Raw genomic sequence first — 19,798 nt, 5'->3', positions numbered from 1 at the left:
CCGTTGAGTAGGTGTACTAAGGGAATGCGTGCGGGGAGAGAGTAAAAAAAGGGGGGTGGGCAGGCCGGTGGCCCGCCCACCCCTCGCGGAGTGAGCTACTCCGTCAGGCTCGAGCCGGCGACGAGCCCTCTTACGGTCGCGACCGTGCTGGAGTCGAGAGCGCCTTGGTAGACGCGTACCTCGTCCAGTGCTCCGGAGAAGTACTCACTGGCTGTGGTGCCGGTGAGGTTTCGTCCGATCTGAACGCTCGTTTTGGAAAAGTCCCAGGTGCTCGGCCAGGCACTCTTCGCTCCGGCGAACTGGCCGTTGACGTAGAGGCGGACGTCCTCGAACTGGGCGTCGTAGACCAGCGCAAGGTGGTCTCCCCCGCTGCCGTCTACTGCCGGAATCACCTGCGAATCGACAGCCTTCCTAGTAACGGTTGCAGTCGCGTCCTTGTCGGTGACCGCCAGCTGCCATCGGTTGTCGGCCTTCGAGTAGCGGACCACCACGGCGCTGCTGCTCACACCTGGCAGGGACAGAACGGTCTGGTCCTTCGTCGCGCTGGGCGAGGCAAGCCGCGCGCGGGCCGTGAGGGTGAAGCTTCCTTCGGTCGGCAGCAGGCCGGTGCCACGCGATGCGTAGTCCGTGCTGCCGTTGAGCGCCAGGTGGCCGTCTCCCCACAGCGGCTCCGCGACGGGCGGGCATTCCGGTTCGGTGTTGATGTCGCAGGTGTCATCCGGCTGGTAGATGGAGCTGCTGCCAGCCATGGCAAGAGCGGCTCCGCCGGCGGCCTCTGGTGTGTTGCGTGCGACAGCGTCCTCCAGCGGCCAGTACGCCAACTGGTGCGGCGCTATGCCGCCGACGAAACGTCCCTCGCTCTCGGTGATAACCCGGTCATAGACCTCGACGTCAGCGACCTTGCCCTTAAAGGGGTACCGGTAGTCGTCCAGTGCGAGGGCTCGTCCGATCTGGAGAGCTCCGCCGGCGTTCCAGGCCGTGCCGCGTGTGACGATGTCGTCCTTGATGAGGTAGCCGTTGACGTACATCATCATTTTGCCCAGTTCAGCGTCGTAGACGCCGATCAGGTGCGTGGGCACGTTCTTCTGAGCTCTGGCTCCGGCGACTTTCCACGAACCCAGCGACTCGATTCCGCTGGCGGGTGCCCGGAAGGACCACATGCGGGATTCACCGTCGTAGCCGAGTGTGAATCCCGGTTCGGCGACACCGTCCTGGCTGAGAACGACCATGGGGTTGTTCGGCAGCTCCGAGAGGGTCACCCAGGCCGAGACCGAGAAGGACTTGGAGGTGTCCACGACGGCCTTGCCGGCATCGAGGTAGCCGTTCGCGGTTCCGTCCAGTGCGACGGCTGTCTCGTTGGGTCGGCCCGGCACCGGCTCGCCGAACTTCACGCCCGATCCGGCTCGCGCCGCGGGCGTGCCCGCTGCGCCCGCGGCCTCGGTGGATCCGGCCACGTCGCCGAGTGACCAGGCGGCCTTGGGGGCGCGTCCGTCGTTCACCAGGAAGGTGTGCCCCACCGCTGTCTCTTGTGTGTGACCGGCGCCGTCCACGGCCTTGGCTTCTAGAGTGAAGGGACCTTCACGGTCTGGCATGAAGCGGATGGTCGCGGGACCGCCCAATGACTCTGCGGGAACGGTCTTCCATGTCTGACCGGTGAACCGGTAGTTGTACTTGGTCACATCGGCGGAGGGCGAGTTCATAGTGAAGCTGCCGTAGTCGCCTACTCCGTCGTGCCAGATGTCGTTGTCCGGATACTGGGTCGAGAAGATCACGGGCGGCTTGGGCTTGGTCGAGTCGTAGATGAATTCACAGCGGGTGGCGGCATCTCCAGAGCTGCTCCACGGTCCCGCTGCGGCGTCATCCATGCCTTGTACCTCCCAGGCAATGACTGCGTTCTGCGGGATGCTGAAGGCGCCCACTCCGTCGCCCGGGATGTCGCTGCCGACCTTGTACGAGAACGTTGCGTAGCCCACGTCATCGTTTTTCGGGACGTTGTGTGTCTGCTTGGCCTCGGTGACCGGGTAGTACGTCTTTGTGTCCCCGCCGGAGGTCCAGTAGATCTTGAACTTGGCGCGCAGCTTCTCGGTGTTACCGCCGGCGTCGTTGTGGTCGGGATCGCGGATGACGGCCCTCAGGGTGGGGACCTCATCGGCGTAGTGCTTGTCGGCCAACCCGTACTCGCAGGAGCCACCGTGGTTCATCGACAGCTCGGACATCTTGGGCTGGTACGGAGCACGGTTGTACTTCACCTCGATGTGAGCGTTTCCGCAAAAACGCTTCCAGTATGCGTACGAGTCCTCGGAGCCGGCCTTGAGGCGGAACGTGGTGGTGTCCCAGCCGTTGTCCGCCGCCTTCTGCACTGTGCTCTTGACGTTGAACCGGACGTTCTGGTTGGTCGAGGTACAGGAACCGGCGGGGTTCGTCGGCGACTGTGAGGCGATGGTGTCCTTCAGGGAGGGCTGGTTGTTCCAATTGGTGCTGGAGCTGATCGCGCTGCCACCGGTGCTGTTGACCCGGCCCAGCTCGACGGACTTCCCCGAGGTGTCGTAGGTGTGCACCATCGTTACGGCGAACTCGGCCTCGAGGATCGTCTTGCCCTCGTACGATCCTGTCGGAAGGGCGAAGAACTGTCGCTTCCTGTCGTCAGTGCTCGCGCACCGGTAGGAGACATCCGAAGGACACCGTCCCAGACCCTCATGGTCGGAAAACTTCCAGAACTCCGCGCTCGGGTAGTAAGAGGAAATCATGGTCCAGCCGGTGCGCGTCGAGGTCTTGGTCACCGGGTCGATGTAGACCGGGTAAACAGTGTCCGCGCCCTTGAGCAGCGACGAGTCCGGGGTGAGCACCATTGCGTCGGAGCGCATTGACAGTCCGACATCGGCAACCTGCGCACCGTCCTCCGGGCCAGCCTCGGGCTTGTCCTCCTGACCGTCCCCGGCGCCCTCGGCCCGTGCTGCGGTGCGCTCCGTCGCGGGCGAGGCGATAAAGGAAGCCTTCTGTGCCGACTCCACGGTCGGCTCGGCTGTTTCGGCCGGTGTCTGCGGTGAGGTGGGTGCGGGCGCCTCATGACTGGAGTCCCACATCATGGGTTGCGGAGCCTCAAAGACTGCGCCGCCCGCGCCCGTGTCTTCTGCGACCAGACCGCCGCCTTCTCGAGTCTTGAGCTCCACACCGCTAGTCTCGACCGGCAACTCGATGGTCGACAGTTCAGGATTGGCTGCGGCCTTCGCCGACTTCACGACCAACAGATGCGAGAAGCCGTCATACTCCGCGCGAACCACGAGGTCGACGTCCGGCAGGACGTCGGGGTAGGTAGCGGTGTTGTCCTCGATTGTGGGCGCCGGGAGCTTCTTCGGCCAGGCCAGGGACATCGTCTTGCCGGCCCTCTCAATCGTGGCGAAGACTTTGCTGTCACCCCCCGAGAAGGCCATGCCCGTGGTTGCTGCCTTTGGCGCGTAGTTGCCGTTTGGCTGCTTGATCAGCGTGGCATCGAGGTCGACCCATTGGCCGTCCTTGCGGGTACGCACCGGCTGGACGTATTCCTTGGCGGTGAAGGTGCCGTCGGGGTTGGCGAACGTTTCCGTCCGCTCGTTCCTGAGGGCCAGCACCTCAACGGGGTCGCCGGACTTGGCCGCCGTCACTTGGGCCGCTTGCTCACTGTCGGCGGTCTTCGCGCTGGTGCTGTCTGCCGCTGCCACTGGCGATATATCCGGCTCTCCGGTCGGAAACCCAGCCAGGCCGGCGGCGAGCAAGGTCATCAGCACGCCCGTCACCGCTGTTGCCCGGCGTCCTGTGCGCCGGGCTGTGCTGACGTTCACTGCTCCACCCTTGAAGTTGCGTGCTCTGTTCACTGGATCACCGAGCCGAATGCCTGGCCCTCGTCCGGCACACCGTCCGCACCTGGTTTGAGCGTCTTCACCGCGGATGAACCTCCGCCGACGGTCGACCAGGGCACGACGAAGACAGTGCCCTTCGCTTCGCCTGAGGCCTTGCCGTAAGGCACGCCCACGTACAGGTCAGTGGCTGAGGCAGACAGGCCCATGCCGGTGAAGTCCCGCACCCCTGCGATGCCGGGCAGGATGCCGTCGCCGCGGGTCAGCAGCTTGTCGCCGGTCCCTGGAGCGCCGAGGGCTGGAAGCACGTGGACGGCGCCGGCCTCGATGGAACCGGCGGTGTCGTGGCCGGGCACAGCGACCGCGAGTTTCAGGTTGGTGGCCGTGCCGACCGATCCGGGACTCGTGTTCGCCAGTGCTACGCGCTGACCGAAGAAGACCCCGGCCATCGGCTCGCCCAGGACGTCGACCGTGCTGTGATCAATTGTTTCAATCTCGGTGTACGCACCGGAGGCAGGGATTCGCAGCGTCTGCACCATGCCCGCGTCCGCGGTGGTGCCAATGTCTTCGTTCGGGGTGCCGATCGCCAGCAGCGCGTCGCTCTCCGAGGTGGCGCCTGAGGGTCGGTAGGCGAGCAGCGCGATCGCTGTGCCGAAACCGTCACCGTGTTCTGCGGCGCCGCTGATTCCGGAGGCGTCCTGATCCAGGCCGGCCAGCATGGTGGGCGCATCACCGGCGATCGTGTGGCTGAAGACGCCCACGCCCCCGGCGAATGTCCTGTCGCCGATCGCCTCGCCCGGTACACCCACGGCGAAGTAGCGAGGGGTTGCCGCGAGGGAGTAGCCGAACCGGTCATGCGCTTCGGCGGTGCCGGTGACTCCGGCGCTGTTCTGTGTGACTGTGGTTTTGGTGGTGCCCTGTGCGTAGTGAATGCCTCCGGCATCAGTCACGTCGCCGACGTTCTCTCCGGGAACGCCGATCGCCAGGAACGGTTTGCTGGAGGATGTCTTGCCCGCCTCCAGCGCGTAACCGAACCAGTCGTACGCCTCGGTGACCGTGCTCGCGTCGAAGGCCTGCTGGGAGTACCCGTTGATGGTGGACCCGGCGCCGATCCCACTCGTCGTGCCGTGGATGACGTACACGGCGCCGGCATCGACCAGATCGGTTCCGTCTTGAGTGATGTCTTCGTACGGTGCCCCGACTACAAGGTCGGTGCATCCGTCAGCGTCGGCGTCGTAGGTGGCCATGGAGAAGCCGAAATGGTCACCGGTTTCCGGGGTGGCGCTCATGCCCGCAGTCGCCTGCGACACCTGCGCGATCCCCTTGCCCCCGCCCAGAATGACCCGGACCAGACCGGCGCGCTCTGCGCCGTTCACCGTGGCAAGCGGATCAGCGACAGCGGTGTCGCGGATGCCGTCGCCGTTGAAATCGAACTCCGTACCTGCCGTGCAGGCCGCCGCCGAAGCGGAAGTTGTCCCGAGCGGTATCAACCCCACGGACACTGTCACTGCTGACAGCACCGCCAAGCCGATCACGCTTGTGCGTCTTCGCACACCCCACCCCAATTTGTCTATTTTGCCGGCGCTTCGTTCACCCGCGACCGGGTTAAGCGGCGGCTAAGTTACGGCCAGCATCAACTTCGATGTCAAGCCCAACTCCCAAAGCCAGCCATAAATCTGACCAAATAGCGATGGCTGCCGCCAAGCCCGCCAGCGCCCCAGAAAGGACCCCACATCGGCCAATATCAAACTTCGGCCGTTCCACTCCAGTTCACCGTGGGGCTATAGTTCCTTCGCTCGATCAAGCAGGCGTTCGAGCCAGCCCCAACTCCTGTACGCGCTCCCTCAGTCGGGCCAGCGCGCAATGGCGCCTGCGCAGCTCTATAAGGCAGGCATCTGTGCGGCGTGTTCTGGTCTCTCTCGCGTTCTGTTTTTCGTTGGTGGCAACGCTGCTCATGGTCGACACCTCGAGCAGTCGGGCCGCCGAACGCAGCGAAGTCACTTACAAGTACGGCTCTCACGCCCGCCAACGTCTGGATGCCTACTGGAATGCCTCCAGCTCTCTCCAGCCCGGCATCGTGATCCTGCACGGCGGATACTGGTACGAGGATGCGAGCTGGGCCACCAAGTCCCGAGCCTTCGCCGATGCCGGGTACGCCACCTTCTCCGTCGACTACCGGCTCAATTTCGACGCCCAGTGGCCGGCCCAACGAAGCGACGCACTGGCCGCGCTTTCGTGGGTCAGGGACAACGCCGCCAAGTTCAACCTCGACCCGGACCGTGTCGTTGTCCTCGGCTCCTCGGCCGGCGGCCAGATCGCCACAGCTGTTGCCACGTATGGCTCTGGCGGCAACACGGTGAAGGGAGTCGTCGGCCTCTCCCCCGTCGCTTCCCCCTACCGGGCCTGGAACGACGGGAACCACGAGACCAGCACCTTCCAGGAACGCAAGGTCCGCGACAACGCCACGGTCCTCGCCCGCTGCTACCCCGACCCGGCGGACACCGACACCTCGATGCATGCCAGCTGCTGGGACACCTGGAAGGACATGGTCGTCAAGAACCGTGCCTCCGGCGCGAACGACGCCCCCATGTACCTGATCCACTCGCAGGACGACTTCGTACCGGTCACCCACTCCACAGACCTGGAAAAGGCTGAAGAGGTAGACCAGGGCATGCCGACCAACGGAGTCACCGTCGAAACCGTCCCCGGAGCTGCCCACGGCGGTTCCCTGCTGGACGAACCGGGAATGATGAACAAAGTACTGGCCTGGATCGACGCACGCGTCGACGCTGCCTGATAAGACAGATCAGCGATGACCCGCTAGTGCTGGATTCCTCAAAGGGCAGCAAACGTAGCGGCGGGATGGCCCTGATGGGAGCGGTGTGTCGGCCTGCCTCAGATCCACGGTCTGGGGCAGACTTCGAGCCGGGCAGTTGCCAGTTGAGTGGCTCGGGCCGACCTGGTGATCCGCCGAGGCGCTGCCGACGAGGGGCGGCCCTGCGGAGGATCCGAAACCAGCGTTCCTCGCCAACAGGCGCCGAGAAAGATGAGGACGGCTTCGAAAGTGACCCACCAGTTGGTGTGGGCCGCCTTCTGGCTGTGGGCGGACAGGATCTCCGCGGCCGCCCCGTGTCAGCCTGCGGGCTTAACTCCCCAGCTGCGCAGACTCAGAACCACGGACACCCAAATGCCCAGCCGGTCACAGCCAGCAACACGTCCTCCGGGGGCCCAGCCACCCGCCACCAGCCCGGCATAGAGGCTTGTTCCGGCCAAAGGACGCTGTTGATGCCCCAGCTCCGCCTCGGCGGCGCGTAAAGTACGGACGCTCAGATGCGGCCGGCTACGGATCGCTGCCACCCGGCCCGCCCTTGGCGTCGGCCAATTCGAGAAGTGACCATGGGTAGACCTGACATAACCGTGATCATCGGGGCGTACAACGCCATGCCCTACCTGACAAAGACCCTCACATCTGTCGTCGAGCAGTCGATTGGGCATGACCGCCTCGAGATCATCGCTGTCGACGACGGCTCGACCGACGACACGGGTATCGAGCTGAAGCGGTTCGCTTCTCTTTACCCGCAGCTGCTGACCGTCATCCACCAGGAGAACTCCGGCGGACCTTCCAAGCCCCGGAACGTCGGCCTGGACCACGCCCAGGGGCGCTTCGTGTTCTTCCTGGACGCGGACGACTACCTCGGGCCCGAGGCGCTGGAGCGGATGCTCGCCGCAGCTGAGAAGAACCGTACCGATGTCGTGCTGGGCAAGATGGTCGGCGTCAACGGCAGGTCAGCACCGGCCTCGATGTTCGTCCGCAACCAACCGCGTACCGATGTCTTCTCCTCCCGCGTGTACTGGGCGCTCAACCCGCTCAAACTCATCCGCCGCGAACTGATCAAGCGGCACAGTCTGCGCTTTCCCACCGGCTACCAGGTCTGCGAGGACCAGGAGTTCACGGCCCTGGCCTACCTGCACGCCGACGGCATCTCCGTCGTGGCCGACTACGAGTGCCTATACATCCTGCGCCGTGACGACGGCGGCAACATCACCACCGTCACCCGTGGAGCGGGACAGCGCATCAAGGCGCTGCGCCGGATGGTGGACCTGGTCGAGGAGCACACCGCCCCGGGGCCGGATCGGGATGCTCTGATGCACCGGCACCTCTCCATCGACATGACCAACGCGCTCTACCATCTCCCGCACGAGACGGACCAGGCGCTTGTGCGGGAGCAGTTCGGCGAGCTGCGGGAGCTGGTCGAGCGGGTGTGCACCGACACGCTCGTGCAGCGGCTGGGGGCGGTCAACCGGCTGCGCTGTGAGCTGATCCGCCGTGGTTTGCTGGACGAGCTCATCGAACTGGAACAAGCGGTCGGCGCCGCACAGTCCCGCCCCGACCTCGTCACCGAGGACGGACGTGCCTTCGCCGCGCTGCCGTTCTTCCGCGACGAGGACCGCGGCATACCGGACCACTTCTACGACGTCACCCGGGAACTGCAAACCCGCCACCGGCTCGACGCCGTGCAGTTGGACGGGAACTTGCTCAACCTGTCAGGTCATGCCTACCTGCGCCACCTGACCACCGAGCGCACCAGCGCCACGCTGCTGTTGCGCGAGCGGGACAGCAAGGCGGAACACCGCTTCCCCATGGCCACCGTTGACACCCCCGGGCTCGGAGCCGACGAAGATGACGGGCTTACCTACGACCAAGCGGGCTTCTATGTCTCCGTCGACCTCACCAAAGCGGACGCATGCGACCGGCTGCCGGACGGCCTGTGGGACATCTTCGTCGTCATCGACCACGGCGGTCTGACAAAAGAGATCCGGTTCGGCAACAACCGCCTTCCGGAGATACCCAGTAAACCCAGGACGTACCTGCTGGAAGACACGACAGGCTCTCTCACTCCCGGGACGCTGTACTACACCAACCCGTACGACAACCTCACCCTCGACCTCGGCGAGAACAAGCACCGCTTCGACGGCAAAATACGGGTCGAGCGAATACGTGCCACCTCCGACCCCATGGCCCTGGTCATCCGCGGCGTCCATGCCCTGGCCCAGTCCCCGGCCCAGCACCTCAAGGCCCGCCTCGTCGACGCACACGGCAACAACACCTCGGTCGCTGCGGCCACCTCCCAAAGCAACCGCTTCGAAGCCACCCTCCCGCTCTCCCACCTGGCCGCTGGCACCTACTCCGTGACGCTGCGTCTGGGCGACAACGGCCCCCAAGGCCGGAACATCCCGCTGATGACCCAGCCCCTCGAGAGCGTCCTGCGCTGGACCCGGTTCGGGTTCCCCTGGTACGCCAAGATCAACCAGAACACCGAGGGGCTTCACATACAAGTGGAACGCGTCAGCATCACCAAAGGCCTCACCCGCCGCCTCACAACACGCAACTGACCACCCGCCCCCTTACCTCTTGGTCGGCTCCGCAACGAGGTAGCCGGCGGCGGAGCGACGGGAGAAGTTAGAGACTCCTGGTCATTCTGGCTCGGCGCCGGCCTGCCTGATCCCTCCGGGTCCTTCCGTCCCCTGCGTGTCCCAGGCAGTCCCCCGAGAACCTGCCTGGAGGAGACGCTTGATGATCTCTGCTGGATCTACGCAGGTGGCAGCCGTCTTGCGAGGCTGTTCGCCGTGTCCGGCTCATGGTCTCCTCAACGACCCTCCTACGACGTCAGCCTGTGGGCGGGGGGCACTGTCCGGCGGGCAGCTGCTCGCCGGACCTCCCGACAATGCCGGCCCTGCCGGGCCCGATAACGGGGCGAAGCCCAGCCAGAACCTCACCCTCGTCGACGGCGTCCCGCCCGGCAAGGAAGTCCGGCCTCGTCGACCGGGTGACGACCACCGTCCACGACGTACGCGATCCACTGTCGGCCCGACGGCTCGGGTGGACGCCGTGTTCGCGAGCATGCTGCTGCGCACGGCGCTGTCGACGCAGGAGAGCCAGGCGGCGATGGCCGCGATCGCCCGCGAGCGCCCCAGCGGACTCCTCGTCTACACCGTCCGCCACACGGGCGGCGCACTCCCCCGATTCTCGATTGCGCTCGAACCGGGAGGACCCCCATCAGCGCCGGGATCCCCCACAGCGACAACATCTATGAACACGGCGGCTTCGCCGCGCGCTTCTTCGACGAGGCTCTCCTGAAGAACCTGGCTCAGGGCTCGCGCGTGCATCGAGTGGACGCCTTCGAGGAGGGCGAACGGCTCCGCGCCGACTGTGGCGGATCACCCAGACCAAGCGATAGCCGACGGCGTTGTGCGGCGGCGTGTGCGCCGGCGGCGCCTTCGGTCAGGCCGCCCAGCCTCCGGCGACCCTTCCATTTCCTCGTGTCCCCTGAGCGTCCACTGGATCTTGCTATTCGGCTCCGCTGCGTAACTTCCAGCAGCGAGCTTGTTCTGCATCGCCGCAGGTCAGAGCCCCGGCAGGAGCACCCACGCGCCCGCCGTAACACCTCAAGCGGTACCCGTGAGCAGCGGATTCTCTCCGTTGGACCCGAGTTTGTGACTCGGAGCCACCGAAGAGACGTTTCTGCAGGTCAGGGCATGTTACTGGTGGGGCGGGTGGGACTCGAACCCACGGCCGACGGATTATGAGTCCTTTTCGGATCTTCCGATCGCTCCCCGATCTTGCCTCGATCTTCCCATATTCGCAGGTCAGCGCCCTGTAGTCGTTCTGACTGCGCGCCGGCCTTCCTGATCCTTCCGGGTCCTTCCGTCCCCTGCGTGTCCCCTGGCGGCCCCCCGAGAGCCCTCCCGTGGGAGCAGCTTGGGGACGCCTCACTGCATCAATGCAGGTTGAGCGACGGCCAGTTGAGGTTTCGGACTCTCACGCAGCGGAGTGCCTTACCGATGAAAAGGGCCCCGCCCTCTTCGCCCGAGGGTGGAGCCGCACGACCTCTTCGCAGTCAGCCGTCCGTTCTCAGCGTAGTGCGTCGCCGCTCCTGGCGAGGAGGGTTAGGCACTCACGGAACCTTGTCCAGAGCCGGTTCCCGAACGGGCGCTCGGATTGCGAAGCCGCGTTCGGCGCCACGCCACACGTGGATGGGCCTGTCGTTCACCGGCCAGCTCCACCGCCGTCCCACTCACCACTACGTGGGCCGGTGCGGTAGCCGGATGAGCCCGACTACCTCGCCAGAGAGAGTCGGTGCGATCAGGTCGGCGCTTTCCGTGGTGGTGTACTGCGTGGCCATCATCCCTCGCCCATTACGTCGACAGTTCCGGCGAGGACCAGGAGAATCGGGGGACTCGGCTCCGGCACCGGCGGGCCGCTTGTCACGAGAGGTGGCCCGATGCCAGGAGGAGCAGCAAGAGGTGATCGGTTGGAACTCGCTGCAGAGGAAGGCGATTTCTATCTGACTCACAGTGCCTTCAGTGAACCGGGAGATTTGCATTCGCTCCGCTGGCTGCCCTCCGATCCGAGTGAGCTCGCCGTTGCGGTACGAGGGCTGCTCCTACATCGACGCGAGGGCGACCTGTTCGGCTACCACATGCTGGAGGACAGGCGCAATGAGGCTGAGGCGCGGTACGTCGCGGACATCCTGCGGGTTCTCGATAGCCGTTGCGCCAAGGCGCTCACCGCCCAGCGCAGTCCCTCGGACCGCTTCTTTGGCACCGGCCGAGACTTCGCACTGTTGCTGTGCGCGTTCTTGCGGCATACCGGGACTCCAGCGCGGGTCCGATGCGGCTACGCCTCGTACCTCACACCTGGCTTCCATGAGGACCACTGGATCACCGAGTACTGGGATTCCGACTTCGGGTGGCGGCTGGCCGATGCTCAGCTGGCGTCACCCGAGGCCATGGCGGCGTACAGGATTTCCTTCGACCCGATGCGAGTACCCCGTGACGACTTCCTTGTCGGCGGCGAGGCCTGGCAGGCCTGCCGGCTGGGGTTCAGATGCCCGGAGACATTCGGAGTAAGCGGCTCCGCCGGTTCGACGGGGATGCGGATGATAAGGGCCAGTGTGGTGCGCGACTTGGCTGCACTGAACAAGGTTGAGGCGTTGCCTTGGGACAGCTGGGGCATCGCCCAGACGGCCGAGGAGGATCTTGTCGACGCCGAGCGCGAACTGCTCGACATCATCGCCCGAGTGGAGTCCCGCGGAGGCCCTCATGCAGATCTGCGGTGCCTCTACCTAGAGCATCCAGGGTTGAGAGTACCGACAACGATCCTGTCCGACACAGCCGACGGAGGCGGCCAAAGGGGCAAGCACCCGTCGTGAACGAATGAGCCGCGGGGCTGGGGTTCACTCGCCTGCGATGCCACGTGACGGACGAGTGTCCCCGAGCACGTAGCTCAGGAGAGCTCCCGTGGCCAGTCCTCCGGCAAGGCACGCAGAGACGACTGAATCGCCAGGGTGCAGCAGAATGGCCCATGAGTGAACCTGCGCATTTACGGAATCGCGTCCCACCAGCAGCATGACGACCACGGGTACGAGGACAACAACCCATGCCAGTCGTGCTCCAAGGAGGACAGCCCCCCAAATGGCAAGTCCGGCCAACCCAATCATGTTGCGGACAAGCGGAATCCGCCATGGCGGGTCGACGAGGGGCATCATGAGGATGGCGGCCGACGCTGCAAGGATAAGCACGGTCAGGGCCCAGTCAGCCCGGGCTATCCGCAAGCGGAGCCGTGGTGCCGCTCGCTCCAGAACGGACATCTTGTTGCTGAACGCGAATCCCAGCATGAGTGCCACAAGTGCAGGAGCGAAGGGTGCGAAAGCCTGCGGCTCCAGCCATTGGGAGAACGGCGAGTAGTAGCTGCGGGGTGCGAGTGCCGCAGCCGCTGTGAGCGTCAGTACGCCGACCAGCGACCAAGGGGCGCCCGCCCGGGATCCAGCGAACAGCATCAGCGGCCGGAGTAGAGGGCCGACGCCACGAAGGTGTGCCATCAGTTCCCCGCTGTCGGCGCCACGCCCGCTGGGTAGTGGAAGCCGGATTCTGCGCAGTTCCATGACTTGTTGTATGCCGCGAGGAACCATTTCAGTTGTGCTTGTCGGCTCGTTGCGCGGATGTCGTCGACGAGCTGCGGGGGGTAGCGTCCGGGGTCGTCTTCGCCGAGTTCCTGGAGTGTCCAGCCGTACACAGCCGTACGAAATTCCATGACTGCCATGCCCGTGTCCCTGGACGCCATGCCGCAGCTGAACGGCAACGTTACGGCTCTAATCAACGTTGCTCGGTCGATGGGTGCCGTTCCCCTCAGTCGGTCCAAGGGGATCAGTCCCTCGCCCGCCTGAGGCTTTGTCCCGCCCTCAGTTCCGATAATCCGGTAGCTCTTCGGCGGAACGACCCCGAGAGCGCGGATCTCTGCCAGGACCGGTGCCAGTTGCTCGGCGACAGCTGGGAGCCGCGACGCAATGACTGATGTTCCGCACACGGTGACGCCTGCGATGGGGTTGGCGCAGGTGAGGCCAGCCTCGTCCCGCTCCCAGTGGCTACGCTCAGGAGACATGGCCATCAAGGATGCGGCGAGCGAGCCGGTGACGCCGACTGCGACAAGAGCCCGGCGAAGCACGGTTGATCCAGTCACCGCGAGGATCACGAGCACCAGGCCTGCGAACGCCGCAGCCTGCAAGGCGACGTTTCCCAGGGACATGCGCCAGCCCACCAGGCTGCTCGCTGCCCCGAACCAGAGGACACCGCGCGCATCCAACGCGTCCCCGGCACCGGGTATCCCGACCACTACGAGGTAGAGCAGGGCGACACTCACCGCGGGCGCCGTGGCTGGGGACTTGATGAACCAGCCGAGTATGGCTCCGAGGGCGCAATAGCCGGCAATCGCTACGAACGGTACGGCCGCGCCGACGAGCTCAAGACGTCCTATGGCGCCGGACAACGTCGCAGCGGCGAGATACCCGGCCAGGATGAGCGCATGGAGGGCCAGCCACCAGGTGGCTGTGCCGGTCCATACGGCGATCAACCCCATGGAAGGTTTGCTTTGCCCCGGTGCGAATCCCGCCAGCCGACGGCGAGTAAGCCACGCCTCCCAGGCACTTGTTCCAGCGATCAGGGCCCCACCGAAGATCAGCCACTCTCCGGCGCCCACGCTGGCCCACTGCCATTCGAAGCGGAAGTCCTGGTTCGGCTCGCTGTATCGGATGAAGAAGAGGATGCCGAGTGCGGCCGGGAGGAAATACGGCGCATATGATCTGCGTATCCACGTCGACCACAGCTTCATGCGACCTTCTCCTCGGTGGCCGTGAGGGCCAAGAACGCCTTGTCGAGCGAGCCTGAGCCGTCCTCAGCGTGAGCGGCCATCTCGGTGGCTGATCCGCTGAAGCGGACCGTTCCCTCATGGAGTACCACCACATGGCCGCCGATCGCGGCCACATCCTCCAGCAGGTGGGTACTGACAACCAAGGTCGTCGTGGCTCCAAGCTGGGTCAACAGGCTGCGAAGATCCACTCGCTGCCGAGGATCCAGACCCACGGTCGGTTCATCCAGCAGCACCAGTTGGGGCTGGTGGACCAATGCCTGTGCGATACCTGCCCGCCGAAGCATTCCTCCCGACAGCGCCCCCATTCGCTCCTCCGCTCGCTGAGCGAGGCCGACCAAATTAAGGGCCTCCTGCACGCGGCTGGCCCGCAATTTCCGTGGCACTCCGTGGAGCCACGCGAAGTGGGTGACAAATTCTGCGACGGTGAACCGTGGCGGGTACCCGAAAGCTTGCGGCAGGTATCCCGTGCTGCCGCCCGGGGCGCCGATGGTGCCGCGCCGGGGCCGCAGGTCTCCGAGCATCAGTCGGCACAGGGTGGTCTTGCCAGCCCCGTTAATCCCGGCGATGAAGTTGACCCCAAGACTCAGGTCAATATTTATGCCCTCGAATACGGCTCGCCTGCGGTATCCGAAGTGAAGATCCTTAATCTCTACTATTGTGCCCATGGGCCGCCGTTCCCCATCGTTGAACCGACATGACGCCTTCCGCAGAACTCGCGAGTGGGAGCGGAAAATTCGCTCCCACTCGCGAGAGTCAGTCAGTACGAGCTGCCTCGGAGGATCGGCGCGGTGCATTTGTCGAACTTGTACTTGATGTCGATGCACCCCTTGAAGGCGCCGCGACCACTGACGTAAGTGGGCTGGACCTCATCCCACAGGTACCAGTACTGGTAGGAGCTGGAGTTCTCTCGACCGGTCTCACCGGAGTCCACCCACTTCCAGGCGGTGGAGCAGCTGGCACTGTTGAAGGATGTCGGGTAGCAGTTTTCCTTGCTGGCGTACCAGTCCGCGCGGCCATATACGCCGCGCTCTTGGCTCGGGTCTCCTCCAGGCTCCCGGATCCAGACTTGGGCCTCCTGGCGGGTTCCGCTGCTTCTGTCTTCGACGACTCCTCGGTAGTAGCCGTCGAAGTAAACGGTGGACCCTGCGGCTGACGTGTGCTGCTCCGGCCATGAGCCGCCGGGCAGTGCACTAGTCGAGTACGTCTCCGATCCGGCTGTCGCCGAATCCTTTTCAGTGTTTCCGAAGCCGATGCCCGTTTCGTTGTCCTCGCCGGCCCCAACGTCCAGGATCGACTCGCCGTCTACGGAGACCGTCATTTCTGCACTGTTGGTGTCGGCGTGTTCCACGACGTCCACTTGGCTGCCGGTTTCATCGGAGGTTACCGAGGCATTCGCGTAGAGGTCGTCGGTTATGTCGTCGGCTATGGCCGGGCTCGCCGCCACGAGCGTGAAAACGCCGACCATCATGCCTATGACTGCCGAGGCGTGGCCCACTCTTGAACGAATTATCAAAACGTACTCCCAGTTCGCACTCTGATTTTGCGGACGATGCGTGGGGGGTTGCTGATCTGTTGCTGGCGAGACAGTAATGAATGGGATGATGTCAGGCAAGGGCAACGATCAGATTATCCGTGACGCTATGCCGCGTGTTGGGCCAGAATTACACCAGCAATGCACACTTACATAGCCGACGGCGTTTGCCGGAGTCACCGTAAGCGTTGTCCCTCGTTCGCCGGCGACAAGGCCAGTAGTGGGCCTCCGGCGTGAGCCGATGCGCGGACGCCGCGTCCTGCTCCCGCGACGAGCCGCTGGCTGATACCCCTCTCCGGATTCCGCCGCTGCGTCGCCTGCGACGTAGCCCTGACATCTGCTCTACGGCGGCGAGCGGCTTCTGCGTCGCTCGGATGGCAAAAATTTTTTCGGGGGTCGCAGGTCTCAGTCGTGGAGCATCGGAACATCCGCTGTGGGAACGCTGCCCGGCCTCTCGGCCGGGGCGCCGTCGAGCTCGGTCGGCTCGATGAGGGTGAGTGCGGCATCCGGGGACATGGGCAAGGCCTGCGCGGGCACGTCGGGCAGCGCGAGGGCTGGGGGCGATTCCGGGAGCGACGGGGCGGCCACGTGCCCGGCATCGGGAAGCGGCGGGGCGACCGGGACGGAGGCCTCCGGCTGGTCGGATGGGCCCTGGGAGCCCGGATCCGGGGACGCAGGGTCGGCGCCGGCTGGCTGATGGCCAAGACGCTGCTGTGCTGAGAGGACGAGTGCAGCGCCGGCATCTGCGGCCTTGCGGGGAGCAGTCGGCCCGTGCGGCGTTTCCTGGTTCTTCGGGATGCGATCCGGGGTAATGGTGAGCGGTGCCTGGTATGTCTCGAGTCGCGTAGCTGGTGCCTGCGGTGTTTCGGAGAGTGCCGGCAGGCTCAGCCCCGCGCCTGCCAGCGTTACCGCGGCGGAGACCATGCTGACTGTTTGCGCGCTCCAGGCCGCCCGCGGCCGGCCCCGCCATGACCACACGGTGACAGCAAGCGCCCCTGCCGATATGGCGCGCAGCGTCCTGCGCGCTCGAGCCAGCAGTGATTGGACTGCTCGGTAGCTCAGTCCCATCCGTTGAGCGATCTGCGACAGGTCCAAGTTCTGCGCCTGCAAGTGCAGAGCTTCCGCTTGGCGTGCGGGAAGCTCCTGGCATCGGTCGACGAGCCACTTGGCCTCCGCCTGATCACACATTGCTTCCTCGATGCCTGTCTGGCCGAAGTCAGGGTGCAGGAACGTTTCTGCCTCGCGGTTGAGCTGGCGATACCGATCGACACAGAGCCGCACCGTCACCGTCGTCAGCCACGCGCCTACCCGATCGCCGTCTATGTGGGTGCGCTCCGCGGCGCGCACCATCGCCTCATGTACGGCGTCCTCGGCGTCTTGCACGGACGCCGATCGCCGTCGCGCTACCTTCAGCAGGTCCTCACGATGGCTCCAGACCTGCCGCCACCGCTCAGACGAGAAGCCGTCCAAATCACCAGAATTCCCAAACTCATTCCCTGCACTCACAGACGCCCCTCCCACTGTCCAGGAACCACCGCCTCGGCCCAGCGCGATGTGCGCCGCAATCTAACCGATGGCAGATGGCCCACCAACGGCAGATGGCCAGGTCCGGCACCGCGCAGCAGATCTAGGGGGCGACTACATCGCACGTCGCGCCGACGCGTATGCTGCCTCGCCCACGATTCGGCGACCGGCCGACGAACCCGGAGGACCGTGGGAAGCCGGTCGGGGCCGTGGACGCGCCAACACCCGTCGTGGGGCATCCGCCGGAGCTTCTCAACGTCCACATGGACAAGCTCGTCCGCGATCGTTCGTAGCAGCGGATCACGCGCATGGTGGAGCCATTCATCGAGGCCAGGCTGTGCTCACCGTACCGGCCAGGACTCCGTGCACGTTGGAGGGCGGCAGCCCGACTAGCACGCGATGAGCGACCGCACGAGAGCCGGCACCCTGCCACGACGTGTAGGCGACATCCTCTTGCGGCCGTACCCATCGATACGACAATCTTCCGCTGGCGGTTGCGACGCGCAGCGCCGGTGCGCCCGCATTCGCCCGCGATCTCTTGTTGGGGCCCGGGAGCAGCTCCACTCTCGAGGAGGACCCCCATATGGCAGTGATGCCTGTCAACCGGCGTCGTCTCGCCGCTGCTGCCATCCTGGTTCTGGCGCTGAACGTGGGCTCGGCGCCACCTGCGACGGCCACCGACTCGCCGGAAGGACTGATCGCGAACGTCGGCGCAGCCAGCGCAATCAAGGACAGATACATCGTCGCGCTCAACGACAACGCTCCCAAAGCCAACTCACGCGAGGGCAAAACTCTGGCTCAGAATTTCGGCGCCAAGATCGCCAGAACCTACGACGCCGCGCTCAATGGCTACGGCCGTCGAGCTGACGGCAAAGCAGGCCAAGCGGTTCGCCACCGACCCTGCCGTGAAGTCGGTAGTCCAAGATCAGGTAGTCCGTATCACCGACGCCCAGACCGACCCACCTTCGTGGGGGCTGGATCGCGTCGACCAGCGAACCTTTCTTCTCGACAAGAGCTACGCCTACCCGAAGTCGGCGGGCAAAGGCGTCACCGCGTACGTAATCGACACCGGCGTACGGATCAGCCACCAAGACTTCGGCGACCGTGCCTCTTACGGCTACGACGCAATAGACGACGACGCCACCGCCGCTGACGGCAACGGCCACGGCACGCATGTCGCCGGTACGCTGGCGGGCGCTTCCTACGGCGTCGCCAAGAAGGCTGAGATCGTCGCCGTGCGCGTGCTCGACAACAACGGCTCCGGCACCGTCTCCAGTGTCATCGCCGGCGTGGACTGGGTGACGAAAAACGCCGTCAAGCCAGCCGTCGCCAACATGAGCCTCGGCGGAGACGGCAACTCCGCGCTGGACGACGCAGTCCGCAACTCCACTGCTTCCGGCATCACCTACGCCGTGGCTGCGGGCAACGACAACGTCAACGCCTCAGACACCTCGCCAGCCCGGGTGGAAGAGGCAATCACCGTTGGCTCCACCACTAGCAGCGACGCGCGGTCCAGCTTCTCCAACTACGGCAGCATCCTGGACATCTTCGCACCCGGCTCATCCATCACCTCGACATGGAATACCGGCGACACCGCCACCAGCACCATCTCCGGCACGTCGATGGCGACTCCGCACGTCGCAGGCGCCGCCGCCCTCCACCTGGCAGACAACCCCACCGCGACGCCGGCGCAGGTCGCCGCGGCGCTGACCTCCACGGCCACCACCGGAGTCGTCATCAAACCCGGCACCGGTTCACCGAACCGGTTACTGTACATCGGGTCGTGCGCCACCCCGCCGCTGCATTCACTAGTGTTTCGCGGGCCCATCTCACCAAGCTGATCGAGGATCTGGCCAATACCGCTCCAGCCTGGTCACTGAGGCTTTTCCAACCTCAGGTTGAAGCGAGTTGAAGGACGAGGACGGCCTTCACGATGTCGGTGATCCGGTTGGTGCTGCAGCGGAGTTTCCGCAGCAGGCGCCAGCCCTTGAGGATGGCCATGGCCTGCTCAACGAGGCAGCGGATCTTGGCGTGGCTGCTGTTGTGGCGTCGCTTCCACCGCTTGAGCCGGCGGCCCCGGAACGGCACGCGGACGTGCCGGCCAGCTCCCTGGTACGCCTTGTCCGCCCAGCATTTCAGCCCCGCGACGGCGAGCGCGTGGATGATCCCGTGGCTTCGGGCCGCAGTGAGATCGTGGGTGGAGCCGTGCAGCGCCGGAGAGGCCCACAGCAGGCGGCCGAACGGATCGGTGAGAACTTGGACGTTCATGCCGTGACGTTTGTGCTTGCCCGAGTAGTACGGGGTGTCGGCAGCGACCCGGTCGATTGGCAGCACGGTGCCGTCCAGCAGCACGAATGCCTTCGTCCGCGCCGACTTCATCGCCTCGGTGAGTGACGGGGCGAGGACGGCCAGGACCTCGACGGCCTCGCGTATGTAGCGGTACGCCGTGGCGACGCCGATGCGGAATCCGGCGGCGAGCTGAGCGTAGGTGTCACCGCACCTCAAGTGGGCCAGGGCGAGCAGGGCCTGACGGCCGACGGGCAGACGCCGCCACCTCGTCCCGATCTGCCGGTGGCGGGCACGAAGTCGTCCGGCCAGATGCTGCAAGGTGCGGCTGGACAGGTCGATGGATGACGGGTAGACAAGCACACGAAGCTCCTGGCGGCACGGGCGATCTTGGTCGAAAACCCGTCTACCAGGAGC

11 protein-coding genes and 1 pseudogene are annotated in these 19,798 nt (G+C 65.2%); 5 read left to right on the top strand and 7 right to left on the bottom strand.

The window, feature by feature from the left end:
• Window positions 1–95 precede the first annotated feature (95 nt).
• Window positions 96–3,818, bottom strand: a complete 3,723-nt coding sequence (locus tag J7E89_RS22995; RefSeq protein WP_308315573.1) for a LamG-like jellyroll fold domain-containing protein — start codon at window positions 3,816–3,818, stop codon at window positions 96–98.
• Window positions 3,819–3,847: 29 nt separating this feature from the next.
• Window positions 3,848–5,329, bottom strand: a complete 1,482-nt coding sequence (locus J7E89_RS22990; RefSeq protein ID WP_308315572.1) for an integrin alpha — start codon at window positions 5,327–5,329, stop codon at window positions 3,848–3,850.
• Window positions 5,330–5,772: 443 nt separating this feature from the next.
• Between J7E89_RS22990 and J7E89_RS22985 the strand changes: the two genes are divergently transcribed.
• The 4 genes from J7E89_RS22985 (at window position 5,773) to J7E89_RS22970 (ending at window position 12,046) form a co-directional block, all read left to right on the top strand.
• Window positions 5,773–6,630: an alpha/beta hydrolase gene (locus J7E89_RS22985; protein WP_308315571.1), complete on the top strand. Its 858-nt coding sequence runs from the start codon at window positions 5,773–5,775 to the stop codon at window positions 6,628–6,630.
• Between the two features lie 599 nt (window positions 6,631–7,229).
• Window positions 7,230–9,227, top strand: a complete 1,998-nt coding sequence (locus tag J7E89_RS22980; RefSeq protein WP_214976273.1) for a glycosyltransferase — start codon at window positions 7,230–7,232, stop codon at window positions 9,225–9,227.
• Window positions 9,228–9,723: 496 nt separating this feature from the next.
• Entirely contained in the window at window positions 9,724–9,972 is a 249-nt protein-coding gene (locus J7E89_RS22975; RefSeq protein WP_214976272.1) for a hypothetical protein, read from the top strand.
• A 1,174-nt stretch (window positions 9,973–11,146) separates the two neighbouring features.
• Entirely contained in the window at window positions 11,147–12,046 is a 900-nt protein-coding gene (locus J7E89_RS22970) for a transglutaminase-like domain-containing protein (RefSeq protein ID WP_214976271.1), read from the top strand.
• 668 nt (window positions 12,047–12,714) lie between these two features.
• On the opposite strand, the gene J7E89_RS22965 is transcribed toward J7E89_RS22970, so the two are convergent.
• From J7E89_RS22965 to J7E89_RS22950, 4 genes are all read right to left on the bottom strand, one after another.
• A complete protein-coding gene (locus tag J7E89_RS22965; protein WP_214976270.1) occupies window positions 12,715–14,001 on the bottom strand; it encodes a hypothetical protein in 1,287 nt (428 codons plus the stop codon).
• Window positions 13,998–14,705: an ATP-binding cassette domain-containing protein gene (locus J7E89_RS22960; protein ID WP_214976269.1), complete on the bottom strand. Its 708-nt coding sequence runs from the start codon at window positions 14,703–14,705 to the stop codon at window positions 13,998–14,000. The genes J7E89_RS22965 and J7E89_RS22960 overlap by 4 nt, the downstream gene beginning before the upstream one ends.
• Window positions 14,706–14,797: 92 nt before the next feature.
• The gene (locus tag J7E89_RS22955; protein ID WP_214976268.1) at window positions 14,798–15,652 is read right to left on the bottom strand and encodes a hypothetical protein; all 855 of its coding nucleotides are present in this window, start codon (window positions 15,650–15,652) and stop codon (window positions 14,798–14,800) included.
• Between the two features lie 324 nt (window positions 15,653–15,976).
• Window positions 15,977–17,077 carry a sigma-70 family RNA polymerase sigma factor gene (locus J7E89_RS22950; protein ID WP_214976267.1) on the bottom strand — a complete coding sequence of 367 codons (1,101 nt, stop codon included), beginning with the start codon at window positions 17,075–17,077 and terminating at the stop codon, window positions 15,977–15,979.
• Window positions 17,078–17,678: 601 nt separating this feature from the next.
• Between J7E89_RS22950 and J7E89_RS22945 the strand changes: the two are divergent.
• Window positions 17,679–18,894, top strand: a pseudogene (locus J7E89_RS22945) (S8 family peptidase); the annotation flags it as partial.
• Between the two features lie 94 nt (window positions 18,895–18,988).
• Here the strand turns inward: J7E89_RS22945 and J7E89_RS22940 are convergent.
• Window positions 18,989–19,744, bottom strand: a complete 756-nt coding sequence (locus tag J7E89_RS22940; RefSeq protein ID WP_214976266.1) for a transposase family protein — start codon at window positions 19,742–19,744, stop codon at window positions 18,989–18,991.
• Window positions 19,745–19,798: the final 54 nt, after the last annotated feature.

It is taken from the genome of Streptomyces sp. ISL-100, assembly GCF_018614615.1.
Classification (GTDB): domain Bacteria; phylum Actinomycetota; class Actinomycetes; order Streptomycetales; family Streptomycetaceae; genus Streptomyces.
Note: the sequence above shows the minus strand (reverse complement) of the source record. Positions and strands in the feature narration are given on the sequence as shown.

What these genes read in the sequence shown, in the direction of transcription:
- J7E89_RS22965 (WP_214976270.1), bottom strand. Translation starts at nt 14,001, where the DNA reads ATGAAGCTGTGGTCGACGTGGATACGCAGATCATATGCGCCGTATTTC.
- J7E89_RS22960 (WP_214976269.1), bottom strand. Translation starts at nt 14,705, where the DNA reads ATGGGCACAATAGTAGAGATTAAGGATCTTCACTTCGGATACCGCAGG.
- J7E89_RS22980 (WP_214976273.1), top strand. Translation starts at nt 7,230, where the DNA reads ATGGGTAGACCTGACATAACCGTGATCATCGGGGCGTACAACGCCATG.